The organism is [Pseudomonas] carboxydohydrogena, from assembly GCF_029030725.1.
Lineage (GTDB): Bacteria > Pseudomonadota > Alphaproteobacteria > Rhizobiales > Xanthobacteraceae > Afipia > Afipia carboxydohydrogena.
The window spans coordinates 156,429-180,862 of the sequence record NZ_CP113162.1; the positions used below are offsets into that span (position 1 = coordinate 156,429).

The following is a 24,434-nucleotide window of genomic DNA, read 5'->3' on the forward strand; positions in this document are numbered from 1 at the left end:
GCGCCGGTTAGACGCTATCAATCATCAAGGCCGGGCGTGACGGAAAGTAGCGCCTGAAGCTCAGCGCCGCTCCATCAGGGCTTCGGCGGCCGGGGGCGCCATGTCCTCATCCTCGTGTCCCGCGCCGGGGACTTCACGGAGGTGCCAGGCGAATTTCGCGCCGATGCGCCTGGCGTCCGCAGCCGCACGGTTGAAGTAGAAGTGGCCGCGCGCAAAACGGGTCGCGCCCTGCACGCTGGTTTCCCTGTTGTTGCGGATGATGCCGCCGGTCTGCACGTCGCCCTGCCCGAGCAGCAGCACGAAGTCGGTGGCGAACGCGCCGCGCAGCGTCGCCGGGGTGATCGACGTGCCCTTGATGCCATAGGGATAGGTGAACTCGTCATCCGGCAGCATGTACCAGCCGGGATTCGCGGCCACCGCGCGCTCGATATAGCGGCCGCCGCTATGAAGCACGTAACGCTGCACCCATTGCGCGCCGCCGCCATGCCCGAAAATCGAAAAGCGCTGGCGATGGCTGCCGGTCATCGCGACCGCGCGCTGGAACGCCATCTCGACCACGGCGAAACCTGAATCCTGCCACGGCACCGGCTTCAGCGATTTCGTCATGACGTTGCCGAACTGGAATTGCCACGAGGTCGGCCACGACTGTTCGACGAATTCCGGCACCAGCAGCAGCGCACCGGCCTTCTCCGCCAGCGGCGCCCAGACATCGTAATAATCGAACGCGCTGTGCTCGGCGACGTTGCGCTTCTGGCCGTGGATCACCACCCAGATCGGGCTGTTCGGCGTGAAGGATTTCGGGCGATAGGTGAAGACATTCACCGGCCCGCGTTTGACGATGAGCCTGAACTCGCCCTCGCCGACCGGAATGGTCTTGTTCTCCTGCGCGAAGGCATCGTTTGTCTGCGCGCTCGCGCTGCGCACCTGCGCCATACCGCCGATGCATGACGCCAGCACGGCGGCGCAGAAGACGGAAACCAACTTCTTTGTCTTGATCATGTCTCTGCCCTGACTCGAACGGTGCCGCTGCCGGAGATTGTCCAATTAGAATTTGATCCGAATGCCGGAGAACACAAGATTGATGTCCTTGATCGGTGCCGGCGATGCAATCGATCCGCCCGGCGCGCTGCTGCTGTCGCGCAGGCCCTCGATATTGAAGGAATAGTGGCGATAGCCGAGATAGACCTGCGTGTTGTAGGCGTCGATATCCTGCATCACGCCCGCGCCGACCATATTCAACTGGCTCGCGGTGACGACCTTGGGCCCGCCCTCGCGCAGGCCGGTGAGGCCGTTCTTGGCGAGCGCCGTCTCCGCATAGAACTTGGTGTCGCCGAGCGCATTGAACTGCCGCCGCAGACCCGTCTTGAGATAGCCGTAGCGCATGTCGGGGCGATGGGTGCCGGGAATGACGTTGCCGAGCACATCGACCATGTTCTCGCCGAACACCGCCTGATTCGATGAGTCAAACCCGCGGAACTGGCGATTGACGAAAGCCGTGGTCACGAACAGGCCGGTCGGGTTGTGAAGAAGGCTGGCGCTGCCTTTCCACTCGCGGCGATCCTTCCTGAAGCCGAGATCTTCGCGCGTTCCCTCGGTATCGCGCACATAGCCGACGCCGGCGCGGAAGCGCCAGTTCGGCAGATCGGCCCGATAGCTCAGCGCCGCGTCCCAGAATTTCTCGCGCGCGGCGACATCGAACTGGAAGCCGTTGATGACCGGCGTCTCGTAATGCGCCACGTTGCGGCGAAGCGTGTCGATGGTCGCACCGCCGACGAAATCGCCGATCGAGGTGCGGGTGATGAGGCTGCCCGAGCCGGTATCGAGCGCATCGGCCGCGCGCAGCATCAGGTCGCCGCCGATCATGGCGATATTCGCCGAAGCGGCGGCATTGGTGCCGCTGAAATCATTTAGGACAATTCCGTCCGTCGCGGTCGAGGTATGACCGACCGTGAGCGTGCCGTAGCGATTGCTGCGGATGAACCAGTCGAGGTAGCGCAGATCGGGTGCCCAACCGGTTTCGCCGCCGGGCAGATCTTGGCTGACGGCAATGGAGCGGGCCTGAAGAAAGCCCATCTCGGCGTGACCGCCGGTGGTCCAGCCGCGCGCGATCTCGGCGGCGACACGGGCACCGAAGATGGACGGAGCCGAATAATTGTCGACGGCACGGGTCCTGCTCTGAACGCCGTCGTCCCACGACAGCGCCATGCGGTTGATTTCACCGTAGACCATGAAGGGCAGCGGCGTCGCGCCCTGGCTCTCCAGCATCTTCGCTTCCAGATAGCGCCTGCTCATCGGCGGCGGCGAGAATTTCGCCAGCGTATCGAGATCGACGCTCACGCCCGCCTGCACACCGTAATAGAAAATACGATCCTTGGCGCGCACATTGCGGTCACTGACATCCGTCACGGTCGCATATTGCGGGAACGCGGTGCTGACATTGTTCAGCCAGAGGAAGGTGCCGCCCGCAGTGAGCTTCACGCCCTGCATCAGCGGGACTTCGATGCGCGGATTGAGTTCGTAGCCTTGCGCGAACGTGGTGTCATTGGTGAAATTCTGCAAGGCGCGCGACTGTGTCTGGTTGCGCGAAATGTAGGAGCGTTCGCGCTCGACCATGTTGGCGAAAAGCCCGACCTTGGCGCTGCCGCCGATCCTGATGCCGCCGCCGATATCGAACATGCCCTCAAACCCGATCTGCGGGCCGAGCAGGAAGTTGCGGCTCTGCACGGAGACGGCGTCGATGGCGGTCGTGGAATTGAATTTCGTGGCGACCGAGCTGAGTTCGTCGCCGAAATAGATCGACCGCACGCCAAGCATCAGGCCGGGAATGCCGAACACGGATTTCGCGTTCGCCTCGGCGCCGAACAACTGGCTGCTGTGGTTGAGATAGAGACTGTTGATCGTCTGCGAGTTGGTATAGTTGAACGGCGCACCGCCGGGATTGAGGCTGGAATCGGCGTAAGTCGTGTTGGTGCGGATCGCTGAGGTGCCGCTGCCGGTGCTGAGTCCGCTCAACGTCACCTCGTTCCGGAACGGCGCGGTGTAGAACCCGGAGAACTCGACCGGCGCATCGAAAAGCTCGGCGTCGATCGTCGCTCTAAATCCGGGCGTCGTCTTGCTTCCGCTGTCGACGATGGACGAGGACACCGGCACGAAGCGCGAAGGGCCGTTCGCCACCGTCAGCGCGGTCCCTCCCGGCCCCTTGCGCTGAAGCATCAGATATTCGATCCGCAGCCTGGTGGACGGATTCTCGGTCCAGAACGATTTGGGGGTTTTATAGGCGACATCGACTCCGGGGCGAGCCGCGGCGTCGAATGTCAGCGTCGGAAGCGTGAACCAGGACGGCGGCAGAAACGCACCATCTTCCGCGTTCGCGGCACTCACCGAATTCAGCAGACCGAGCACGGCCACCAGACTGCCGGCGGCGACGCCACACAGATAATTTGCGCGAAATCCGGCGAACTTTGCCCTGGTACGCATGCCCCTCATCCCCGCCCTGGATGCCTGTTAAAACGGCACCCGCTTCCCCCGAAGCGTTCTTTTGTTGGGGTCATCTTCCGTGACGGGTTTTCAAAAGAAAATTTGAAATAAGACAAGACTTGCTGCGAAAAGCGGAATAGTTGCAATAATATATAATAATATCAATGATTTGATTGGAGCGATAAATATTGCCGAACTGTAAATGGCGGCCTCGGGCTGTCACAAATCGGCATCCACCCGGGCCTCAATCGAGCGCCTCGATGGAATTGGCGTAGTCCGGACCGCGCGCGCGCAATTGCGCGACGATCCGCTTCAGGCAATCGAGAAAATGCAGCGCATGCGGCGAGAGCGTCGCGCCGCGCTGATAGATGCAGCCGAACGAAATCCAGCGCGCGGGCTCGATCGGCCGCAGCGTGAGGCCTTTCAGATCGATCGCCTGCGCGCAGACACGATCCAGCACCGCGATGCCCGCGCCGTCGCGCACCATCTGGCACGCCATCAGCGACGAGCGTGTCTCCACCGTGTAGCTCGGCACCGCGCCGCCGGAGCGGAAGAAATCATCGACCTGCTGGCGCCAGATCTGGTTCGGCCACAGCCCGAGCATTGGGTAGGGCGCGAGATCGGAAGCGGTGAGCTGTTCTTTTTCAGCGAGCGGATGGTCTTCCGGCAGCAGCGCTTCGGCGCGCACGCGCATCAGGGGCTTGTTGTCGATTTCGATCAGCGAATGCGACACGGGGAGCGAGACGATGCCGAGATCATAGCGCCGCGTGCCAATGCGGTTTTCCAGATCGAAGCGCGACTGGATATCGACGATGCAGCGGACGCCGGGCGTTTCCTTCTGCATCAAGGCGAGCGCGGGCGAGACGAGTCCTTGACCGATGCGCGGCGCGGTGACGAGACGGAAATTGCCGCCGGTCTTGGCCTTGATGTCTTCAATGATGCGCGGAATTTCATCGAACCCCGCGAGCAGATGTTCGGCCTGCCGGTAGAAAGCCTCGCCTTCCGGCGTCAATGTCAAGCGACGCCGCGTGCGATAAAACAGTTGCAGCTTGGCTTCATGCTCCAGAAGCGAGACCAGACGGCTGACCGCGGGCTGGCTGAGATGCATGGATTGCGCGGCGGCCGCGAGCGAACCGTTCACGACAATCAGCCGGAAAGCCTTCAACGACTTGATATTCATGCCGCCTCAACACCATCAAGATATTGATATTACTTGATAAGCATTCGAATCATCATAAACACGAAACCGTTCATTCGTTATTTCACATTTTGTTTCTTATCCGGCCCGCTAACATGGAGGAAGCCCGACAACAAGAGCGGACACCATGCGGAGAGGCAAAACCAGGGAGCGCTTGCGCGCGGCGATTGTCGCTGCGTGCCTGACGATCATCGGCGTGCAGGCCGCTTATGCCGGCCGCGCGGACGATACGCTCGTCGTCGCCATCGAAGGCGAGATCCCGACTCTCGATCATCTCTACACCACCGCGCGCGACACCATCGTCGTCTCCGAACTGACGGATGACGGGCTGTTCTATGTCGACCCCGACACGCTGGCCTATGTGCCGCTCGTCGCGGAATCGTACGTGCAGGTCGACGACACCACCATCGACGTCACGATCCGGCCCGGCGTGCGCTTTCACGACGGCTCGCCGCTGACCGCCGACGACGTCGTCTACACCTACAACTGGGTGATCGATCCCGCGACCAACACCAATCGCGGCCGCCTGATCGCGAACTGGCTCGGCAGCGTGGAGCGTACCGGTCCGATGACCGTGCGCTTTCATTTAAAGCACCCCTATCCGCTGGCGATCCGCGACATGGCCTTCAGCGTCCAGTTGCGCAAAGTCGGCGCTTATCAAGGCGCAGACGGCAAACCCGACCCCAACGCGGAATCCCTGAAGCTCAACGGTGTCGGCCCCTACAGAGTGGCCGATTTCCAGCCCGGCAAGAGCGTCACGCTCGAGCGGTTCGACGGCTATTACGCCGGAAGTCCCAAGGGCCGCCCGGCGATCAAAACCGTGGTCTTCCGCACCATTCCGGATCTCTCCACGCAGCAGGCCGAGCTTGTCAGCGGCGCGGTGGACTGGATGTACAACGTGCCCGCCGATGTCGCGGCCAATATCGGCGCGACCGGCTACGCGGTTCATCTCACCGGGCCGACGCTGCGGGTGAATTTCATTCCGCTCGATGCCGCGGGCCTCACCGGCGCCGACAATCCGCTGACCAAACTCGACGTGCGCCGCGCCATGATCCACGCCATCAACCGGCAGGACATCGTCAAATATCTGGTGCAGGGCGACGCCGAGGTGATCGATTCCGCCTGCCACCCGCTGCAATTCGGCTGCGAGCAGGATGTGCGCAAATATCCCTACGATCCCGCCGAAGCCCGCCGCCTGCTCACCAAGGCCGGTTATCCCGACGGATTCGAGTTCGAGTTGTGGGCCTATCGCGAGCGTCAGGTGGCGGAAGCGATCGCCGCCGATCTCGCCAAGGTCGGCATCCGCGCGAAGCTGCGGTTCGTGACGCTGACGACGCTCAATCAGGCGCGCAAGAAACACCGCGTGCCGGCGTTCTTCGCAAGCTGGGAATCCGGCAGCACCGCCGACACCGCGACCATCGCCGAGACGCACTGGTCGCTGAAGTCGGACCGCAATTTCTCGAACGATGCCGCCGTGGCGCGCAACATGGAAGCCGCCGCCAGAACCATCGATCCGAATGAACGCAAGCGGCTCTACAGCGAGGCGCTGCGCCGGATCGCCGATCAGGCCTACTGGATTCCGCTCTACACCTATTCGCAGAATTATCTCGTCTCGAAGGACCTCGCTTATCCGGTGCCGAAGGACGGACTGCCACGGCTGTTCCGCGCGCACTGGCGCCCAGCCAAAACTTCACCAGCCAAAGCCTCGTAAGGGACCATTCGATGCTTCGCTACGCATCCAAGCGCGTCGTCCTCGCCATCCTCGTGGCGCTCGCGGTCTCGTTCGCGGCGTTCCTGCTGTTGAGCGTCGCGACCGATCCCGCCTCCGCCATCGCGGGCGAAGGCGCGGAGCCCGAGGTGATCGAGCACATCCGCGAGCAGTTGGGGCTCAATCGCCCGCTGCTCGTGCAATATGGAAGCTGGCTGCTGCATGTCTTCCACGGCGATTTCGGCACCAGCTATTACTGGCACCAGCCGGTCGGCACGCTGATCCTGCATCATCTGCCGGTGACGCTGACGCTGGCGCTGTCCGCGATCTTCGTCACGCTGATCGTCGCGATCCCGCTCGGCACCATCGCGGCCCTTTATCCGAATTCGCTGATCGACCGCCTCTCGCTCGGCATCGCGGTGTCGGCGCAGGCGATGCCATCATTCTGGCTGGCGCTGGTGCTCATCATCCTGTTCGGCGTGATGCTTCCGATTTTTCCGATCTCCGGCGACGCCCATGCCTGGAATTACGTGCTGCCCGCCATCGTGCTCGGCGCGCATTCCGTGCCCGCGGTGATGCGGCTGACGCGCGTCGGCGTGATGGACGTGATGGCGTCCGACTACATCCGCACCGCGCGCGCGAAAGGCTTCTACGGCTATCGGCTGTTGTCGCGGCAGGTGATGCGCAACGCGCTGCTGCCGGTCGTCAGCGTGCTCTCCGTGCAGCTCGGCTACAAGCTCGGCGGCTCGGTCGTCACCGAAACTGTGTTCGCGATGAACGGGCTCGGCCGCTTCGCGCTGCAATCCATCGTCGGCGGCGACATCCCGACCGTGCAGATGCTGGTCGTGCTGTTCGCGATGACATTCATCGGACTGACGCTGCTCGCGGATCTCCTCAATGCGTGGCTCGATCCGCGCATCCGGCTGGCGTGAGGCCGCGATGACCGAGATGGACCTTCAGTTCAAGGCGGCAGTCGGCGCGGAGCCGGGCAGCGAGTTGCTCGATGCCGCGCCCGCGAGAAAAGCGCTGTGGCGGAATATCCCGCGCCATCCCGGCCTCGTGATCGGGCTTGCGGTGCTCGCGAGCCTGATGATCGTCGCCGTGTTCGCGCCGTGGATTTCGCCCTACAACCCTTACGACCAGCATCTGGCGCAGCGGCTGATGCCGCCGGTCTGGGTTCATGGCGGCAGCGCCGCGCACCTACTCGGCACCGACCATCTCGGCCGCGATTATCTGAGCCGCCTGCTGTTCGGCGCGCGCGTCTCGCTGCTGATCGGCTTCGGCGCGGCCAGCATCGGCTGCGTGATCGGCGTGACGCTCGGCATGTGCGCGGGCTTCTTCGGCGGCGTGATCGACCGCATCGTCTCCTTCATCCTGACCTGCCAGCTTGCGCTGCCCGGCCTGTTGCTGGCGATGGCGCTGGTGTTCCTGATCGGCCCGTCGGTCGGCGTGGTGATCTGCGTGATCGGCTTCCTGCACTGGAGCTACTATCTGGTGGTGACGCGCGCCGCGACGCAGAAGATCCGCGACCTCGAATACATCACCGCCGCCCGCGCGATCGGCTCCAGCCGGTTGCAGATCATGGTCACGGAAATCCTGCCGAATCTGTTCAGCGAAATCATCGTGATCTTCTCGCTGGAAGTCGGCGTCGCGGTGCTGGCGGAAGCGGCGTTGTCGTTCCTCGGCGTCGGCATCCAGCCGCCAACCTCCTCGTGGGGCCTGATGATCGCGGAGGGCAAGATTTCGGTGTTCCTGCGGCCCTGGCTTGTGATCCTGCCCGGCATGTTCATTTTCCTGCTGGTGCTCGCGGCCAATCTCGTCGGCGACGGGCTGCGTGACCTGTTGAGCGCCGAGAGCCGGAGATAGATGATGACCCCGGATCGTCCGCTTCTCGAAGTCCGTAATCTCTGCGTCACGCTGCCGGTCGGCGAGCGCAAGCTCTACGCCGTGCGCGATATCAGCTTCACGCTGGAGCGCGGCGAGGCGCTTGGCGTCGTCGGCGAATCCGGCTCGGGCAAGTCGATGACCTCGCTGGCGCTGATGAATCTGTTGCCGCGCAATGCGATCCGCGAGGCAGACGTGCTGCGGCTCGGCGAGCAAGACCTTCTCGCCATGGACAGGCAGGAGTTCTCCCGCTCGCTCGCCGGCAAGCGCATGGCGATGATTTTTCAGGAGCCGATGACATCGCTGAACCCGGTCTACACCATCGGCCAGCAGATCATGGAAATGACGGCGCCTAGCCTTGCGAAAACCGCGAAGGACATTCGCGACCGAGCCGTCTATCTGCTGGAGCGGATCGGCATTCCCGATGCGGCGGGCCGCCTCAAGCAGTACCCGCATGAATTGTCCGGCGGCCTGCGCCAGCGCGTGATGATCGCGATGATGCTGATGAACGAGCCGGATCTGTTGATCGCGGACGAGCCGACCACCGCGCTCGACGTCACCGTGCAGGCGAGCATCCTCAAGCTTCTGATGGAGCTGCGCAAGGAACTCGGCATGGCGCTCATTCTGGTGAGCCACGATCTCGGCGTCGTGTCGCAGAGCATGGACAAGATCGCGGTGATGTATGCGGGCGAACTCGTGGAGACCGGGCCGGTCGCGGACGTGCTCGGCGCGCCGCAACATCCTTACACGCAAGGACTGCTCGCCTCGATCCCGGCCGCCCGTGATGGCGGCGCGCGGCTGCCGAGCATTCCCGGCACCGTGCCCGCATTGTTCGCCGAGCCGAAGGGCTGCGTGTTCGCGCAACGCTGCATCCATGTGCAGGCCGAGTGCCGCACCTCGCGTCCGCCGGAACAATCTCTGGGCGAGACTCATCTTTATCGCTGCGTGATGACGCCGGACTCGCACCGCCTCTCTCTCGCAACTCCACCATCCGCGCACGCCATCGCATCGAAAGCGGCATCCGGCGCGCTGCTCTCCGCGCGCCATGTCGGCTGCACCTTCACGATCCGGACAGGACTTCTTGCCAAGAGCCGTACGCTCACCGCCGTCGATGACGTTTCGCTCGACATCGCCGAGGGCGAGATCGTGGCGCTGGTCGGTGAATCGGGCAGCGGCAAGAGCACGCTGGCGCGGATTCTGCTCGGCCTGCAAGCGCCCGACAAAGGTGAAGTGCTGATCGCGGGCACTCCGGTGCAGTCGGTGCCGCCGTTCGAGCGCGCGAAACTCGTTCAGCCGGTGTTTCAGGACCCGTATTCGTCGCTCAATCCACGCAAGACCATCGGCCAGAGCATCGGCCGCCCGCTCGAACTGCACGGGCAGGATTCGCCCGCCGAACGTGAGAAAATCGTTGAGCGGACGATGGAGCTGGTCGGCCTGCCGAAACGCCTGTTCAACAATTATCCGTCGCAACTCTCCGGCGGCCAGCGCCAGCGCGTCGCCATCGCGCGCGCGATCATCCTCAAGCCCAAACTCCTGATCTGCGACGAGCCGACCTCGGCGCTCGACGTTTCCGTGCAGGCGCAGATTCTCAATCTGCTGCTCGACCTGCGCGACGAGCTGGGGCTGTCGTATCTGCTCATCACTCACGATCTCGCGGTCGTGGACTGCGTGGCGACGCGGATCGCGGTGATGCATCGCGGCCGCATCGTCGAAACGGGCAGCAAGAACGATGTTCTTTCGACGCCGCGCGATCCCTATACGCGGACGCTGCTCGGCTCCGTTCTGAAAATCGATATGCCTGCCCTGAAGGCGCGCGCCGGTCATGCGCCGGGCTTGCAGGATCACAATGGTTTGTTGCGTTAATTTTGAGGGATGACATGAATCAGGTCACGATGGGCGTTGTCGAGCAGCCGCTTCCGGAGCGGAAGACGGTTCAGACGCCGGGCGGCGCCGTCAGCTATCGCGAGGCCGGGCGCGGGCCGGCGCTGTTTCTGCTGCACGGGATGAACGGCAATTCCCGAAGCTGGGCGCCGCAGCTTCGAGGGTTTTCGGATTCCTATCGGGTCATCGCGTGGGATGCGCCGGGCTACGGCCTGTCCGATCCGGTCGCGCCCGATGCCGACGCCTATGCGGCGCAGGCCGCGCATCTGCTCGATCACCTCAAGGTCGAACGGGCGCATGTCGTCGGCCATTCGATGGGCGGGGTGATCGCCGAGCGGTTCTGCGCCCGTCATCTCGATCGCGCGACATCGCTCGTGCTGTCCGGCACGCATTGGGGCAACGCAGCACCCGAAGGCGCGCCGCTCGCCGCCAAATATGCGCGGCGGCTGCAAGAGCTTGAGGACATGCCAGCGGAGGAATACGGCAAGGTCCGCGCCGGAAAGATGCTGCCGTCCTCGCCACAGCCTGACGTGTTCGATCAGGTCGCCTGTGTCGCCTCGGAGATGCGCCGCGAGGGGCTGCTCAACGGCGGACAGATGGTCGAGAGGACCGACAACCGCCCGTTCCTTCCCGCGCTCAAGCTGCCGGTGCTGATCATCACCGGCGACCGCGACCCCGTGGTGAAGCCGCAACGCTCCGAAGCGATGATGGATTATCTGCCGTCCGCGCGCGCCGTCAGCCTGCCGGGCGTCGGCCATGCCGCCTATCTGGAAGCGCCGGATGTCTTCAATCAGGCGGTGCGGGAGTTCTTCACATCAATTGAACGGACCTAGCGGCCAAAGCCCGGCCAGCGCATGCCGCCGGATGGCGCGGGATGCGCGGGCGCCGACTGATGCCTCGGACTCGATGAACGCTTCTTCGCAGGCTTTGCGGCCGCGGGCCGCTCCGCCTTGCCGCTCGTGACCTTGCGCAATGCGGCCTCCGCCGCCCGCTCGCCCGAGATCCATGCACCGCCGACGGTGCCGCCAAGCTGCTCGTGCAGCGCCTCGCCGGCGAAGAACAAGGGCCCCAGCGGCTCGGCGAGAATCCGCCGTGCCGGTTGCCCGCCGGGCGACGCCACCGACATCGCGCCCATCACATAAGGTTCGGCGTTCCAGCGCGTCGCGCTGGAGCGCGTCACCGCTTTCTGGATATCGCCGCCGAACAGATCGCGCAGCCAGCCTTGCGCGAAGTCCACCATCGCGGCCTCGCCCTGCGCCGACAATTCGCGGCCGAACGCGCCGCCGACATCGACCTGACACAAGGATGAGCCGCCGGTGTTGGCGAGCAAAAGCCCCGTGCGCGGCCCGCTACTCTGCTCGATGAACACCTCGTCACGGCCAAGCCCGAGCGGATTGCCGGGCAGATCGAGCGCGATGCGGTCGCAACTGCCGAGCGACAGATGCGACAGCGCGTCCGCCTGCCGCTTCGGCAAATCGGGCGTGAATTTGATCGTGCCTGCGTTGAGCACATTCACCGACGCGGTAACGATCACCGCGCGGGCGGTGAGCGTGCCGGATTGCGTTCCGAGTTCCGCATCGCGACCGTTCCAGCGCACGCTCGTCACCGGCGTCTGGAGCGCAACCGGCAATTGTCCCGCGAGGTGCGTCATGAACGTGCCGAGCCCCTGACGGCAGACCATCGCCGGATCGCGCGGCGCGAAACTTAATGTATCCGCGGTCGATATGCGGTCGAGTTGACCGCCATTGGCCAGCGGACCGAACTGAAATTCGACGGTGCCGCGCCATTCGCGCAGATCCTGCGGCAGCGCTTGCGCGACCGCGAGGTCCCCCTTGCCGCGCACAGCGTCGCTCATCGCGCGATTGACGCGCACCATCAGCGCCAGAAAATCTTCCGTCTCGCCCGCGCGCGCATTCCGGCGACCGACACGGATGCGTTGCCCGCGCGCCGCCTGCGCGACCTCGATGCGTTCGAGGCGCGCGAGCCCGGCGAGCGGATTGGAGGAACTGCCGTAAAGCCACCGCGCGCCACGGTCGAACGGCACACCGAAGGTCGTTGCATCGGTGACGCAGCGACCACCGAGCCGGGATGCCGCTTCCAGCACCAGAACCGAACGGCCCGCGGCCGCGACCTTTCGCGCGGCGGCGATTCCGGCGGCTCCCGCGCCGATAATGGCGACATCGACCTCGCGCGGCAGACCGGCGGCAAATGCACGGCGTGGCGCTGTCACCGCCAGCAAGGCCGCCGCGGCCATCAGCTCGCGGCGCGTCAATTTCATTGTCATGGTTTCCGAAACTTCAATCGCGCGGGGAAGTCTGGCGGCAACTTGCCGCAATGACACGGCTTTCGCAACGGTCATGGTGAATTGTGCGTGAACCCCGGGCCCTGTGCCATCAACGAAGTTGCAATCGCTTTCCGCAACACTTAGGACCGAAACTGGCTGGCATGCGCACACCATGCCCGGGGGAGACCAGAATGGGCTTCGTGCTCGATACCGTCGGCAAGATGCTCGCGGGCTACCTGATGAAGGAAGCGCCCGACTACGAGCCGTTCACGTCGAGCGATCCGGAGCGCCTGCGCAATCTCCTTCAGGAAGGCGACGTGTTGCTGATCGAGGGCAACAATCGCATCGCAGGCATCATCAAGTATCTCACGCAATCGACCTGGTCGCACTCGGCGCTGTATGTCGGGCCGATCGAAGGCGCCTCCGAGCCGGATGGCGAGCCGCACGTTCTGATCGAGGCCTATGTCGGCGAAGGCGTCATCAGCGCGCCGCTGTCGAAATATTTCACCCATCACACCCGGATCTGCCGCCCGATCGGGCTGTCGTTCGAGGACCGCAACACGGTGTGCCGCTACGCGATCAATCGCATCGGTTTCGGTTACGACACCAAGAACATCGTCGACCTGCTGCGCTATCTGTTTCCGCTGCCGGTTCCGGCGCGCTGGCGGCGGCGGATGCTGGCGCTCGGCTCCGGCGATCCGACCAAGATCATCTGCTCGGCGCTGATCGCGCAGGCGTTCGGCGCGGTGCGCTATCCGATCCTGCCGCGCATCACCCGCGCGGGCAGCCGTCAGGCCCGGCGCGAGATTCTCTATATCCGCGATTCCTCGCTCTATACGCCGCGCGACTTCGACATCTCGCCCTATTTCGAGATCATCAAGCCGACCATCGAATACGGTTTCGACTACACCAGGCTGCATTGGGCGGACACGCCAAAACCGCCCCGGGAGGTGGCGGCTGAAGACGATCCCTTTCCAGAGGGAGTCTTCGAGGGCACCGAGGGCGCACTCGCCCTACGGCTTGCCGTAGATGGCCATCTCGCCACGCTGGTCCCGGCGAACGAGAACGGGACCGTGCCCGCCGAGGCGGCCGAGTAACGTCGCCTCCACATCTTCGCAAGAATTCCATCGTGCAGAATACCGCAAGCCCGCCTGAAGGCTTGCCCTCGCGCATGCGCGTCGCCATCTTGTTCCGCGAGGAGAGGAGACAGCCATGCTCGATGCCGCCGTCCGCGCGCTCGCGGAGATTTTCTCAAAGCCGATGCGCGCGATCCTGTGGAAGTCCATCGGACTGGCCCTGATCCTGATCGTGGTCGGTGCGATTGCGCTTCAGCGCGTGCTGAACTGGCTCGCGGGTACGGGCGAAGCCTGGGCCGAGCAGATGGCGGGCGGAAGTTTTCACGGGCTGCTGGAAACGCTGTCGTGGGTCGTGTCGATTGCGGCAGGTCTTGGCGTGGTGTTCGGCGCGGTGTTCCTGATGCCGGCGGTGACCTCGCTGGTCGCCAGCGTGTTCGTCGATGACGTCGCCGATCATGTCGAGCGCAAGGACTATCCCGCCGAGATGCCGGGCAAGGCGCTGCCGATCGTGCGCGCGCTGATCGAGGGCGGCAAGACCGCCGGATTGACGGTGCTGGTCTATCTGGTGGCGCTGCCGTTTTTGTTCTTCGCGGGCATCGGCCTCGTGGTGTTCTTCCTCGCCACCGCATGGCTGCTCGGCCGCGAATATTTCGAATTGGCCGCGATGCGTTTCCGCTCGCCCGCCGAGGCCAAGGCGATGCGCAAGCATCACGGCACGCAGGTGTTTATCGCGGGACTGTTCATCGCCGCGTTCGTGTCGATCCCGATCGTGAACCTCGCGACGCCCTTGTTCGGCATGGCCTTCATGGTTCACATCCACAAGCGGCTGTCCGGGCCGCGCCCGGAATTGCTGGAGCCGGAACGCAAGGCGCGACTGCAAACCTTCACCGAATAGGACCTAGACGCTTTCTGCGGCTTCCATGAACGTGGTCTTCTCCGGCCAGCGGCACAGATCGTTGATGATGCAGACCTCGCAGCGCGGCTTGCGCGCGATGCAGGTGTAGCGCCCGTGCAGGATCAGCCAGTGATGGGCGTGGCGCATGAATTCGTCCGGCACCACGCGCAGCAATTCCAGTTCCACCTCCAGCGGCGTCTTGCCCGGCGCGAGATACGTACGGTTGCCGACGCGGAACAGATGCGTGTCCACCGCGATGGTCTTCTCGCCGAATGCGATGTTGAGCACGACGTTCGCGGTCTTGCGGCCGACGCCGGGCAGCGCCTCAAGCTCCTCTCGCGTGCGCGGCACCTGCCCGCCATGCATCGCGATCAATTGCTCCGACAGCGCGATGACGTTCTTGGCTTTCGCCCGGTACAGCCCGATGGTCTTGATGTGTTCGCGCAGGCCCGCCTCGCCGAGCGCCAGCATCTTCTCCGGCGTGTCGGCGACCGGAAACAGATTTCGGGTCGCCTTGTTGACACCGGCATCGGTCGCCTGCGCCGACAGCACCACCGCGACCAGCAGCGTGAAATGGTTGAGGTGTTCGAGTTCGCCCCTGGGATCGGGATTGGCGGCGCGAAATCGCGCGAAGGCGGTGTGAACCTCGGCTTCGCTCCAGCGTTTGAGCTTTTGAGCGGGTTTTTTCGTAACCTTACCGGCAGGTTTCGGTTTGGTCTGGGATACGGACTTTGCAGTCCCTGTCCCTGATTTACGAATCTGTGAGGCTCGCGCCGTTTTTTTTGCCATGAAGATGGATATACTGAACGGCCATGAGAGACGGCAACGATTTTCAGGACGCCTTCGAGCAGCCGATTTTCACGGCGGAGCTGACGCCGCATCGCTCGCTCGGGCGCAGCGGCTTTCTCGCGCTGATGCTGTTTCTGAGCATCGTCAGCTTCATTGCTGGCATCGCCTTCCTGCGCATGGGCGCATGGCCGGTGTTCGGCTTTTTCGGCCTCGACGTGTTGCTGATCTACTGGGCGTTCCGCGTGAACTATGCCCACGCGCGGGCCTCCGAACATCTGGTGCTGACGCCGCACGAACTGCGGCTGCGCCGTATCAGCCATCGCGGGGATGTGATGGAATGGACCTTCAATCCGCACTGGGTCCGGCTCGATCAGGAGGAACACGAGGAATTCGGTATCCAGCGGCTTTACCTGCGTTCGCGCGGGCACAGCGTCGCGGTCGGCAGATTTCTAGGGCCTGACGAAAAAGCGAGCTTCGCCAAAGCCTTGCGCCTCGCCTTGCAGGATGCCCGGCGCGGCGCGGTGTACAATCCGCTGAATTGAGCGTTATCGGGAATCGGGTGGAGGCGCGGCGATAGCGCGCCTAGCTTTGCCCGATGATGATACAAAACCCCATGACCTCGTTCGAGCCCGCCCCCGCAAAATCGCTGCGTGCCCAGATCGCGCAGACGCCGGCTGCAAGCGATGCGTTGCGCGATTACGAGACCGTGCATCGCGCCATCGCCTTCATCTCGGAGCATTGGCGCGGCCAGCCAACCATCGAGGAGATGGCGGAAGCCGTCAGCGTGACGCCGGACGAGCTGCACCATCTGTTCCGCCGCTGGGCCGGGCTGACGCCGAAGGCTTTCATGCAGGCGGTGACGCTCGACAACGCCAAGCGGCTGTTGCGCGATTCCGGCAACATCCTCGATGTCGCCTATGATTCCGGGCTGTCGGGCCCAAGCCGCCTGCACGATCTGTTCGTGACGCATGAAGCGATGTCGCCGGGCGAATGGAAGAAAGGCGCGGCGGGGCTGACGCTGCGTTACGGCTTCCATCCTTCTCCGTTCGGGACCGCCGTCATCATCGCCACCGAGCGCGGACTGGCGGGTCTGGCCTTCGCCGACGCCGGCGAGGAAATCGCGGCGCTGCGCGACATGCAGCAGCGCTGGACACTCGCCACCTATATCGAGGATCACGCGGGCACCGCCGCGCTCGCAAAGCGCATCTTCGAATCATCGGAGTGGCATGCGGAGCGGCCGTTGCGCGTGGTGCTGATCGGAACGGACTTCGAGATCCGGGTGTGGGAGACGCTGCTGCGCATCCCGATGGGCAAGGCCACCACCTACTCCGACGTCGCGCGCACCATCAACGCGCCGAAGGCGTCGCGCGCGGTTGGTTCCGCGGTGGGGCGCAATCCGATTTCGTTCGTGGTGCCGTGCCATCGCGTGCTCGGCAAGGGCGGCGCCATTACCGGTTATCACTGGGGCCTGACGCGCAAGCGCGCGATGCTGGGCTGGGAAACCGCGCGCACCAACGGCTGCGATTAACCAGCAAGATCCATTTTCGATTCCATCGTCGCATCGGCCCTGAGCCGGTAGATGATCGGAACGCCGGTGCCGACCTCGCGCTTGAGGATTGCCTCCGGCGAGAGCTTTTCCAGCACCATGATCAGCGCGCGCAGCGAATTGCCATGCGCGGTAATCAGCGTGCGCTCTCCGCGCAGCACGCAGGGGAGAATCTCCTGCACATAATAAGGCAGCGTCCGCGCCAGCGTATCCTTCAGGCTTTCGCCGCCCGGCGGCGCGACATCGTAGGAGCGGCGCCAGATATGCACCTGCTCATCGCCCCATTTCTTGCGCGCCTCGTCCTTGTTGAGGCCGGAGAGATCGCCATAGTCGCGCTCGTTCAGCGCGATGTTTTTCGTCACGGGAATGCCGGCCTGCCCAAGCTCGTCGAGCATCAGCGACAACGTGCGCTGGGCGCGCGTCAGTTCCGAGGTGAAGGCGACATCGAAGGCGAAGCCCTTCTCCTTGAGAAGCCTGCCCGCGCGCATGGCTTCCTCGACGCCCTGCGCGGTGATGTCGGGGTCCTTCCAGCCGGTGAAAAGATTCTTCAGATTCCACTCGCTCTGACCGTGACGGACGAGCACGAGAAGGCGGTCATTCATCGTTTCTTACTCTGTCTCAATAACTGGATTAGCCGCCGATGCCAAGCACGTCGGCCATCGAGTAATGGCCGGGCTTGCGGCCGCGCGCCCAGCACGCGGCCTTGATCGCACCGCGCGCGAAGATCATGCGGTCCTCGGCGCGATGGGTGAGTTCGATGCGCTCATAGGGGCCCGAGAAGATCACGCTATGCTCGCCGGTGACGGTGCCGCCGCGCAGCGTCGCGAAACCGATATCGCCACGGTTGCGTGCGCCGGTGTAGCCATCGCGCGAGCGCACCGATTTGCCTTCGAGCGCGATGCCGCGCCCTTCCGCCGCAGCCTGGCCGAGCAGATAGGCCGTGCCGGACGGCGCGTCGATCTTGGCGCGGTGATGCATTTCCAGAATCTCGATGTCGAAATCGTCGTCGAGCGATTTCGCGACCTGCTTCACCAGCGCGGCAAGCAGATTGACGCCGAGGCTCATATTGCCGGACTGCACCACGATGGCGCGCGAAGTGACGCTCTTGATCACCGCATTGTCGGAAGCCGACAGGCCGGTGGTCCCGATGACGTGCACGAGGCCGCGCTCGGCCGCGATCGCGACATTGGCGATGGTCGCCGCGGGCACGGTAAAATCCAGAATACCGTCGGCGTCTTTCGACAGGGTCCACAGGTCGGCCGACAGCGGAATGCCGTTCGGCGCGAGCCCTGCCAGCACGCCGGAATCCTCGCCGAGCAGTTCGGAATCCGGCGCTTCCAGCGCGCCGACGACCGTCGCGCCCTCGGTTTCGTGCAGCGCACGGAGCAGCGTCCGGCCCATCCGGCCACCCGCACCCGCAACGATCAAACGCATATCCGACATATCCCGGCCTCACATGTCTTTCGGGTATAGCGGGGGCGGGTTGCGGCGGCAATCCGCTATCCGGCGCAGATATTTCGGGGAAGCGGCTCAGGACGCCGCAGCGATCTCCGCGACGATGGCCTGCGCCGCCGCTTTCGGGTCGGCGGCCGCAACGACCGGGCGGCCGACCACGAGGTAATCCGACCCGGCGGCGATGGCGCGGGCGGGCGTCATCACCCGCTTCTGGTCGCCGACCGCGCTTCCGGCGGGGCGGATGCCGGGTGTCACCAGCGCGATGTCGCGCCCCAGAATGGCGCGAAGATTGGCCGACTCCTCGGCCGAGCAGACGATGCCGTCGATGCCGATCGCCCGCGCCTGCCGCGCGCGTTGCGCCACCATATCGGCCACGCCCAGCGTATAGCCCGCTTCCTTGAGGTCATCGTTGTTGTAGGAGGTCAGCACCGTAACCGCGAGGATCTGAAGACCCGAGCCCCGGCTCGCCTCGACCGCCGCCTTCATGGTCTGCGGATAGGCGTGCACCGTGAGGAATGCCGCGCCGAGTTTTGCGATACCCGCGACACCGTTCGCCACCGTGTTGCCGATGTCGTGCAATTTGAGGTCGATGAACACCTTCTTTCCGGCGCGGATCAGATCGTGCGCCATCGGCAGCCCGCCCGCATAAGCGAGCTGGTAGCCGATCTTGTAGAACGTCGCGCTGTCGCCCAAGGTGGCGACGAGCTTCTCCGCCTCCGCCACGCCCGGCACGTCGAGAGCCACGATCATCCGGTCGCGCGGATCGGTCGGTGTTATGGTCACGTCATCTCCTCACATCATGCGTTGCGCGGCGTCGATCAACGCCCGCACCAGATTCTGCATCGCGGCGAATTCGTTTTCGTCCTGCAAACGATCCATCCGGTCGAAGGCGTCATTCCCGCGCGCCACGATCAATTGCGGCGCGATCACATCCGCATTGAAACCCGCGGTCAACATCTGGCGCAGCGTCAGCGCGGCGTAGATGCCGTCATTGCGGTCCGATACGGACGCGATGGCGAACGGCCTGCCGCGAACCACCTGCAACGCAGGCTCGCTGCGCTCACGCACCGAGGCAAGCCAGCTCATCGCGTTGAGCAACAGCGGCGGCGGCAGCGCATGGCGCTCCGGCGTCACCAGCATCACGGCGTGATGCGCGCCGACCATGCGCTTGAGATCGAGCGCGGCAGGCGGCGTCTCGCCGCCGTGAGAATCATCATGCAATGGCAGCATAAAGTCCGCGAGCGAAATTCGCGTCGCCTCGTGATCGGCAAGCGCGATCTCCTTGACGATGGCGGCGGCGAGACGCACATCCGCCGCGCTTTCGCGAACCGATCCCGGAATCACGAGAATTTTGACGGCTGCCATGGCGACAGGAGTAGAGCGTTTTCCCGGGCAAGGAAAGAAGGATATCCCGCCTCGCGCCCGTGCCGCGTCAGTGAGGCGGCCGCGACGGCGCATGAAGCGCCTGCCTGATCCACAACGACAGGGCTTTCATCCAGGTAAGATTCTTACGAGGCAGCGTCCCTCCAAGACTTTGATAGAATCTTTTGATGGCCGCGCGCTGCGCCTTCGACGCATTGAAAAGCGCCTTCAGGGAAGGCGGCAGATTTTTTCCCACGCCCAGCACACCAAGACCGTGTTCGTGAGTGAACTCAAAATTCGGATAGGCCGCCGTGATTTCAGGCCAGTAGCGAAACACGCCAAAGTCGTCTTTTTCGACTTGCGTGTCGTGAAACAAAACAACCGCGCGATCGGACAGTTTCGGGAGCCATGTTTCAAAATCCTCCTTCACGTCCTCGTAGCGGTGGCGCCCATCGATATGAAGCAGATCAATCGATCCGTCTTCAAAACTCCCGGCTGCCTCCACGAAGGTCGAACGCATCAGCCGGGAGAACGCGCCATAGTTCTGGTCGTTGATCCGCTTGACGGTATTGAATATTTCTTCGCCATAGAATCCGGAATGCTCGTCGCCGCCCCATAGATCAATCGCAGTGCATTGAGTGGCGAGACCTTGCTTCGCAACCTGCTGGCAAAAGCAGAAATAGGAATAGCCGAGATAGGTGCCCAGTTCGACCAGGACCGAAGGCTTCAGGTTTTCGACAAGCCAGAACGCGAATGGGCCATGTCCGATCCAGGCGCTTGCCGGAATATATCGTGGCTCTTCGAAAGATGCGCTCGATACAAATCCGCCGCGGACAGTTTCGGGCAACATCAAGACATCCCTTCCTCGCGCAATCCCGGATTCAGGATAACGATAAGTCCGCGCATTTTTTCTTTTGATATAAGGGAGCCGCCAGCAATGACCGCCCGCCTTTCGCTGACATGAAGCCAGGTCGCGGCTGCGGCCTCATGCCTTGCGATAGACCCACACGCGGGCCGGCGGCACGTTCATCCAGATCCGTTCGGAAGCCTGCGTCAGCACGCCCGGCAGCGATTTCGGAATCGGCGGCGCGACGGAATAGGTGAACTGCACGAAGGGCGCGCCGGGAATCAATTTCATGAAGGCTTCGCGCATCAGCCGCAGCCGCATCAGCATCGGCTTGGTGACGAGCGGCAGGCCCGACACTACAGCGCTCGCGGGCTGCGCGATCGCCGCGAGCGTCTTGTCGAGCTGATAGGCATCGCCCTGCACGACGGTCGCCTGCGGATAGCGCTCGCGCAACAGCGCGCAGAAGCCGGGGTTGAACTCGACGAGGACGAGGCGTTTCTGCTCGACGCCATGCGCCACCAGCGCGTCGGTGATCGCGCCGGTGCCGGGCCCGAGTTCGATGACGGGCGCCTCGGAATGTTTGTCGACATAGCCCGCCATCGTGCGCGCGAGCATCTTGCCCGATGGCATCACCGCGCCCATGTGCAGCGGCTTTTCGATCCACGAGCGAAGAAAACGGACCTCATCGTCGAGACGGAGAGGTTTTTTGAGGACGCGCGCGGACTCTAGAGTCATGGCGGGGGTACCAGCGGGGAGCCCGACGAGCACGGGCTTTTTCAAATTTTCTTCATAAAGACGTACAGGAGACAGACCGGAACGGTCAAGTTCCGGCTCAGGCGGTATCCGCCCGGTTGCCGAAGAAGTCCTTGACCATTTTGAAGAAACCCGCAGCCTCGGGTTGGGTTTCACCGGACGACAGTTTTTCGAACTCCGCCAGCAATTCCTTCTGTTTTTTGGTCAGATTCTGGGGCGTTTCGACCACAACCTGGACGTACATGTCACCCGTCTGGCGCGAGCGCAGCACCGGCATCCCCTTGCCGGTGATGCGGAACCGGCGGCCCGACTGGGTGCCGGAGGGAACCTTGATCCGGGCCTTGGTGCTGTCGATCGCGGGAACCTCGAACTCGCCGCCAATGGCCGCCGTCACCATCGAAATCGGCACCCGGCAATGCAGATCGGCGCCGTCGCGCTGGAATAGCTGATGCGAGCCAACCGACAGGAAAATATAGAGGTCGCCCGCCGGACCGCCCTGCACCCCGGCCTCGCCCTCTCCGGAGAGGCGGATGCGGGTCCCGTCCTCGACGCCGGCGGGAATGTTCACCGACAGCGAGCGGTCTTTCTGGACCCGGCCCTGACCCGAACAGGACGGGCATGGCGTATCGATGGTCTGGCCACGGCCATGGCAGCTCGGGCAGGTCCGTTCCAGCGTGAAGAAGCCCTGCGCCTGCCGCACGCGGCCGGCACCGCCGCAGGTCGTGCAGACCTTTGGCTTGGTGCCGGGCTTGGCGCCCGAACCGGAACAGGCCTCGCAGGCGACCGCGACCGGAATATTGATCTGCGCGGTCTTGCCGGTAAAGGCTTCCTCGAGCGTGATGTCCATATTGTAGCGCAGGTCGGCGCCGCGCTCGCGGCCGCCGCCGCCCCGGCCGCGCCCGGCCATGCCGAACAAATCCTCGAAAATATCTGAGAAGGAGGAGGCAAAGCCCGCGCCGAAACCGTGGCCGCCACCGCCGCCCTGCTCGAACGCGGCATGGCCGTAGCGGTCATAGGCGGCGCGCTTGTTGCCGTCCTTGAGGACCTCGTAGGCTTCGGAGATTTCCTTGAACTTGTGTTCGCAGGACGGATCGCCCGGATTCTTGTCCGGATGCCATTTCATCGCGAGCTTGCGGAAGGCCGACTTCAGTCCGGCTTCATCGACGGTGCGCTCGACTTCCAGCGTTTCGTAATAGCAAGTCTTAGTCATGAGCGATCAGGTGCATGGGTATCTGAGCCTGAGAAATCTTAAGAACAGGAACTCGCCCTGCAAAAACCTCCCCTGCGAAGGGGAGGTTTTCAGTGAAGCGCTTACGCTGACTTCTTGTTGGTCTTGTCGTCGTCCACCTCGGTGAACTCCGCATCGACCACGTCATCATGCGCGGCGTCCTTCGCCGCGTCGGCCTTGGCGTCGGCTTCGGCCTGCTGCTGATACATCGCCTCGCCGAGCTTCATCGACGCCTGCGCCAGCGTGTTGGACTTGGCCTTGATGGCTTCCGAATCGTCGCCCTTCAGGGCTTCCTTCAGATCGGCCAGGCCGTCCTCGATCGCCTTGCGGTCGCCTTCGGACACCTTGTCGCCATGCTCGGCCAGCGCCTTCTCGGTGGAATGCACCAGCGCGTCGGCATGGTTCTTGGCATCGACCGCCTCGCGGCGCTTCTTGTCCTCGGCGGCATTCGCCTCGGCATCCTTGACCATCTTCTCGATCTCGGATTCCGACAGACCGCCGGAAGCCTGAATGCGGATCTGCTGCTCCTTGCCGGTCGCCTTGTCCTTCGCCGAGACGTTGACGATGCCGTTGGCGTCGATGTCGAAGGTGACCTCGATCTGCGGCATGCCGCGCGGCGCCGGCGGAATGCCCATCAGGTCGAACTGGCCGAGCGCCTTGTTGTCGGCCGCCATTTCGCGCTCGCCCTGGAAGACGCGGATCGTCACCGCGTTCTGGTTGTCTTCGGCGGTCGAGAACACCTGGCTCTTCTTGGTCGGGATCGTGGTGTTGCGCTCGATGATGCGCGTGAACACGCCGCCCAGCGTCTCGATGCCGAGCGAGAGCGGGGTCACGTCCAGCAGCAGCACGTCCTTGACGTCGCCCTGCAACACGCCCGCCTGAATGGCCGCGCCGATGGCGACGACTTCATCCGGGTTGACGCCCTTGTGCGGCTCCTTGCCGAAGAACTGCTTCACGATCTCCTGGATCTTCGGCATGCGGGTCATGCCGCCGACCAGAACCACCTCGCCGACCTCGCCGGCCGAAAGACCGGCATCCTTCAGCGCCTTGCGGCAAGGCTCGATCGTCTTCTGCACGAGATCGTCGACCAGTGCCTCGAACTTGGCGCGGGTGAGCTTCATGGTCAGATGCTTCGGACCGGTCGCATCCGCCGTGATGAACGGCAGGTTGATTTCGGTCTGCGTCGTCGAGGACAGCTCGATCTTGGCCTTTTCGGCGGCTTCCTTCAGGCGCTGCAAAGCGAGCTTGTCGTTGCGCAGGTTGATGCCCTGCTCCTTCTGGAATTCATCGGCGAGATAGCCGACGAGGCGCATGTCGAAATCCTCGCCGCCGAGGAAGGTGTCGCCGTTGGTGGACTTCACCTCGAACACGCCGTCGCCGATCTCAAGGATCGACACATCGAAGGTGCCGCCGCCGAGGTCGTAGACCGCAATGGTGCCCTGCTTCGACTTGTCGAGGCCGTAGGCGAGCGCCGCGGCGGTCGGCTCGTTGATGATGCGCAGCACTTCGAGGCCGGCGATCTTGCCGGCATCCTTGGTGGCTTGACGCTGGGCGTCGTTGAAATAGGCGGGAACGGTGATGACCGCCTGCTCGACCTTCTGGCCGAGATGGGCCTCGGCGGTCTCTTTCATCTTCTGAAGGATGAAAGCGGACACCTGCGAGGGCGAGTAGGTCTGGCCCGAAGCCTCGACCCAGGCGTCGCCGTTCGATGCCTTCATGATCTTGTAGGGGACGAGCTTCTTGTCCTTCTCGACGGTCGGATCGTCGTAGCGGCGGCCGATCAGGCGCTTCACGGCGAAAATCGTATTTTCCGGATTGGTGACAGCCTGGCGCTTGGCCGGCTGACCGACGAGGCGCTCGCCGTCATTGGTGAAGGCGACGATGGACGGGGTCGTCCGCATGCCTTCCGCGTTCTCGATGACTTTCGGCGATTTGCCATCCATGACGGCAACGCACGAATTGGTGGTGCCGAGATCGATCCCAATGACCTTTCCCATTGTCTCTCTATCCTTCTTTTTTCGGCGGATTGGCCGGGCCCTGACGGCGCACCG

General features: G+C 63.7%; 22 protein-coding genes. 9 read left to right on the plus strand and 13 right to left on the minus strand.

The features are described 5' to 3' along the window. Positions 1 to 60: 60 nt before the first annotated feature. The 3 genes from AFIC_RS00715 to AFIC_RS00725 form a co-directional block, all read right to left on the minus strand. Complete coding sequence (locus tag AFIC_RS00715) at positions 61 to 999, minus strand: hydrolase (protein WP_275247286.1); 939 nt, start codon at positions 997 to 999, stop codon at positions 61 to 63. A gap of 45 nt (positions 1,000 to 1,044) precedes the next feature. After that, positions 1,045 to 3,477: a porin gene (locus AFIC_RS00720; protein ID WP_275247287.1), complete on the minus strand. Its 2,433-nt coding sequence runs from the start codon at positions 3,475 to 3,477 to the stop codon at positions 1,045 to 1,047. Between the two features lie 244 nt (positions 3,478 to 3,721). Further along, positions 3,722 to 4,657 carry a LysR family transcriptional regulator gene (locus AFIC_RS00725; RefSeq protein WP_275247288.1) on the minus strand — a complete coding sequence of 312 codons (936 nt, stop codon included), beginning with the start codon at positions 4,655 to 4,657 and terminating at the stop codon, positions 3,722 to 3,724. A 145-nt stretch (positions 4,658 to 4,802) separates the two neighbouring features. Here AFIC_RS00725 and AFIC_RS00730 point away from each other — a divergent pair, with 145 nt between their 5' ends. The 5 genes from AFIC_RS00730 to AFIC_RS00750 are packed head-to-tail and all read left to right on the plus strand — an operon-like array spanning position 4,803 to position 10,981. Next, positions 4,803 to 6,386, plus strand: coding sequence for an ABC transporter substrate-binding protein (locus AFIC_RS00730; protein ID WP_275247289.1), 1,584 nt, complete (start codon positions 4,803 to 4,805; stop codon positions 6,384 to 6,386). Positions 6,387 to 6,397: 11 nt separating this feature from the next. Further along, positions 6,398 to 7,315, plus strand: coding sequence for an ABC transporter permease (locus tag AFIC_RS00735; RefSeq protein WP_275247290.1), 918 nt, complete (start codon positions 6,398 to 6,400; stop codon positions 7,313 to 7,315). A gap of 7 nt (positions 7,316 to 7,322) precedes the next feature. Next, on the plus strand, positions 7,323 to 8,249 hold the full coding sequence (locus AFIC_RS00740; protein ID WP_338063159.1) for an ABC transporter permease: 927 nt from the start codon (positions 7,323 to 7,325) through the stop codon (positions 8,247 to 8,249). Further along, complete coding sequence (locus tag AFIC_RS00745; protein WP_275247292.1) at positions 8,250 to 10,130, plus strand: dipeptide ABC transporter ATP-binding protein; 1,881 nt, start codon at positions 8,250 to 8,252, stop codon at positions 10,128 to 10,130. It begins immediately after the preceding gene. A 14-nt stretch (positions 10,131 to 10,144) separates the two neighbouring features. Then, on the plus strand, positions 10,145 to 10,981 hold the full coding sequence (locus tag AFIC_RS00750; protein WP_275247293.1) for an alpha/beta fold hydrolase: 837 nt from the start codon (positions 10,145 to 10,147) through the stop codon (positions 10,979 to 10,981). On the opposite strand, the gene AFIC_RS00755 is transcribed toward AFIC_RS00750, so the two are convergent. Further along, complete coding sequence (locus tag AFIC_RS00755; RefSeq protein WP_275247294.1) at positions 10,978 to 12,426, minus strand: flavin monoamine oxidase family protein; 1,449 nt, start codon at positions 12,424 to 12,426, stop codon at positions 10,978 to 10,980. The genes AFIC_RS00750 and AFIC_RS00755 overlap by 4 nt on opposite strands. A gap of 197 nt (positions 12,427 to 12,623) precedes the next feature. Here AFIC_RS00755 and AFIC_RS00760 point away from each other — a divergent pair, with 197 nt between their 5' ends. Beyond that, positions 12,624 to 13,529 (plus strand): YiiX/YebB-like N1pC/P60 family cysteine hydrolase, encoded by a 906-nt coding sequence (locus AFIC_RS00760; RefSeq protein WP_275247295.1) that lies wholly within the window; start codon positions 12,624 to 12,626, stop codon positions 13,527 to 13,529. A gap of 115 nt (positions 13,530 to 13,644) precedes the next feature. After that, the gene (locus tag AFIC_RS00765; RefSeq protein WP_275247296.1) at positions 13,645 to 14,403 is read left to right on the plus strand and encodes a sulfate transporter family protein; all 759 of its coding nucleotides are present in this window, start codon (positions 13,645 to 13,647) and stop codon (positions 14,401 to 14,403) included. 3 nt (positions 14,404 to 14,406) lie between these two features. On the opposite strand, the gene nth is transcribed toward AFIC_RS00765, so the two are convergent. Further along, entirely contained in the window at positions 14,407 to 15,192 is a 786-nt protein-coding gene (gene nth, locus AFIC_RS00770; protein WP_275247297.1) for an endonuclease III, read from the minus strand. Between the two features lie 23 nt (positions 15,193 to 15,215). Here nth and AFIC_RS00775 point away from each other — a divergent pair, with 23 nt between their 5' ends. Both AFIC_RS00775 and AFIC_RS00780 read left to right on the plus strand, forming a co-directional pair. Further along, on the plus strand, positions 15,216 to 15,734 hold the full coding sequence (locus AFIC_RS00775) for a DUF2244 domain-containing protein (protein ID WP_275247298.1): 519 nt from the start codon (positions 15,216 to 15,218) through the stop codon (positions 15,732 to 15,734). A gap of 71 nt (positions 15,735 to 15,805) precedes the next feature. Then, complete coding sequence (locus tag AFIC_RS00780; protein WP_275247299.1) at positions 15,806 to 16,720, plus strand: bifunctional helix-turn-helix domain-containing protein/methylated-DNA--[protein]-cysteine S-methyltransferase; 915 nt, start codon at positions 15,806 to 15,808, stop codon at positions 16,718 to 16,720. Here AFIC_RS00780 and AFIC_RS00785 read toward each other — a convergent pair. From AFIC_RS00785 to dnaK, 8 genes are all read right to left on the minus strand, one after another. Continuing rightward, positions 16,717 to 17,340 carry a 2,3-bisphosphoglycerate-dependent phosphoglycerate mutase gene (locus AFIC_RS00785; protein ID WP_275247300.1) on the minus strand — a complete coding sequence of 208 codons (624 nt, stop codon included), beginning with the start codon at positions 17,338 to 17,340 and terminating at the stop codon, positions 16,717 to 16,719. The genes AFIC_RS00780 and AFIC_RS00785 overlap by 4 nt on opposite strands. A gap of 28 nt (positions 17,341 to 17,368) precedes the next feature. Continuing rightward, the gene (gene dapB / locus AFIC_RS00790; RefSeq protein ID WP_275247301.1) at positions 17,369 to 18,181 is read right to left on the minus strand and encodes a 4-hydroxy-tetrahydrodipicolinate reductase; all 813 of its coding nucleotides are present in this window, start codon (positions 18,179 to 18,181) and stop codon (positions 17,369 to 17,371) included. Between the two features lie 87 nt (positions 18,182 to 18,268). Further along, the gene (gene pyrF, locus AFIC_RS00795) at positions 18,269 to 18,976 is read right to left on the minus strand and encodes an orotidine-5'-phosphate decarboxylase (protein WP_275247302.1); all 708 of its coding nucleotides are present in this window, start codon (positions 18,974 to 18,976) and stop codon (positions 18,269 to 18,271) included. A 9-nt stretch (positions 18,977 to 18,985) separates the two neighbouring features. Beyond that, positions 18,986 to 19,558 (minus strand): NADPH-dependent FMN reductase, encoded by a 573-nt coding sequence (locus AFIC_RS00800; protein WP_275247303.1) that lies wholly within the window; start codon positions 19,556 to 19,558, stop codon positions 18,986 to 18,988. A 67-nt stretch (positions 19,559 to 19,625) separates the two neighbouring features. Further along, a complete protein-coding gene (locus AFIC_RS00805) occupies positions 19,626 to 20,405 on the minus strand; it encodes a class I SAM-dependent methyltransferase (RefSeq protein WP_275247304.1) in 780 nt (259 codons plus the stop codon). Between the two features lie 135 nt (positions 20,406 to 20,540). Continuing rightward, a complete protein-coding gene (locus AFIC_RS00810; RefSeq protein ID WP_275247305.1) occupies positions 20,541 to 21,137 on the minus strand; it encodes a class I SAM-dependent methyltransferase in 597 nt (198 codons plus the stop codon). Between the two features lie 97 nt (positions 21,138 to 21,234). Beyond that, the gene (gene dnaJ, locus AFIC_RS00815) at positions 21,235 to 22,365 is read right to left on the minus strand and encodes a molecular chaperone DnaJ (RefSeq protein ID WP_275247306.1); all 1,131 of its coding nucleotides are present in this window, start codon (positions 22,363 to 22,365) and stop codon (positions 21,235 to 21,237) included. Positions 22,366 to 22,466: 101 nt separating this feature from the next. Beyond that, entirely contained in the window at positions 22,467 to 24,380 is a 1,914-nt protein-coding gene (gene dnaK, locus AFIC_RS00820) for a molecular chaperone DnaK (protein WP_275247307.1), read from the minus strand. Between the last annotated feature and the right edge of the window lie 54 nt (positions 24,381 to 24,434).

Bases quoted from the DNA above. Each gene is read 5' to 3' on its own strand.
- AFIC_RS00780 (WP_275247299.1), top strand. From the start codon at position 15,806: ATGACCTCGTTCGAGCCCGCCCCCGCAAAATCGCTGCGTGCCCAGATC.
- AFIC_RS00760 (WP_275247295.1), top strand. From the start codon at position 12,624: ATGGGCTTCGTGCTCGATACCGTCGGCAAGATGCTCGCGGGCTACCTG.
- AFIC_RS00805 (WP_275247304.1), bottom strand. From the start codon at position 20,405: ATGTTGCCCGAAACTGTCCGCGGCGGATTTGTATCGAGCGCATCTTTC.
- AFIC_RS00720 (WP_275247287.1), bottom strand. From the start codon at position 3,477: ATGCGTACCAGGGCAAAGTTCGCCGGATTTCGCGCAAATTATCTGTGT.
- AFIC_RS00810 (WP_275247305.1), bottom strand. From the start codon at position 21,137: ATGACTCTAGAGTCCGCGCGCGTCCTCAAAAAACCTCTCCGTCTCGAC.
- dnaJ (WP_275247306.1), bottom strand. From the start codon at position 22,365: ATGACTAAGACTTGCTATTACGAAACGCTGGAAGTCGAGCGCACCGTC.
- AFIC_RS00730 (WP_275247289.1), top strand. From the start codon at position 4,803: ATGCGGAGAGGCAAAACCAGGGAGCGCTTGCGCGCGGCGATTGTCGCT.
- AFIC_RS00715 (WP_275247286.1), bottom strand. From the start codon at position 999: ATGATCAAGACAAAGAAGTTGGTTTCCGTCTTCTGCGCCGCCGTGCTG.
- AFIC_RS00735 (WP_275247290.1), top strand. From the start codon at position 6,398: ATGCTTCGCTACGCATCCAAGCGCGTCGTCCTCGCCATCCTCGTGGCG.
- dapB (WP_275247301.1), bottom strand. From the start codon at position 18,181: ATGTCGGATATGCGTTTGATCGTTGCGGGTGCGGGTGGCCGGATGGGC.
- AFIC_RS00755 (WP_275247294.1), bottom strand. From the start codon at position 12,426: ATGAAATTGACGCGCCGCGAGCTGATGGCCGCGGCGGCCTTGCTGGCG.
- AFIC_RS00800 (WP_275247303.1), bottom strand. From the start codon at position 19,558: ATGGCAGCCGTCAAAATTCTCGTGATTCCGGGATCGGTTCGCGAAAGC.
- AFIC_RS00785 (WP_275247300.1), bottom strand. From the start codon at position 17,340: ATGAATGACCGCCTTCTCGTGCTCGTCCGTCACGGTCAGAGCGAGTGG.
- AFIC_RS00725 (WP_275247288.1), bottom strand. From the start codon at position 4,657: ATGAATATCAAGTCGTTGAAGGCTTTCCGGCTGATTGTCGTGAACGGT.
- AFIC_RS00750 (WP_275247293.1), top strand. From the start codon at position 10,145: ATGAATCAGGTCACGATGGGCGTTGTCGAGCAGCCGCTTCCGGAGCGG.
- AFIC_RS00765 (WP_275247296.1), top strand. From the start codon at position 13,645: ATGCTCGATGCCGCCGTCCGCGCGCTCGCGGAGATTTTCTCAAAGCCG.
- dnaK (WP_275247307.1), bottom strand. From the start codon at position 24,380: ATGGGAAAGGTCATTGGGATCGATCTCGGCACCACCAATTCGTGCGTT.
- AFIC_RS00740 (WP_338063159.1), top strand. From the start codon at position 7,323: ATGACCGAGATGGACCTTCAGTTCAAGGCGGCAGTCGGCGCGGAGCCG.
- AFIC_RS00745 (WP_275247292.1), top strand. From the start codon at position 8,250: ATGATGACCCCGGATCGTCCGCTTCTCGAAGTCCGTAATCTCTGCGTC.
- nth (WP_275247297.1), bottom strand. From the start codon at position 15,192: ATGGCAAAAAAAACGGCGCGAGCCTCACAGATTCGTAAATCAGGGACA.
- AFIC_RS00775 (WP_275247298.1), top strand. From the start codon at position 15,216: ATGAGAGACGGCAACGATTTTCAGGACGCCTTCGAGCAGCCGATTTTC.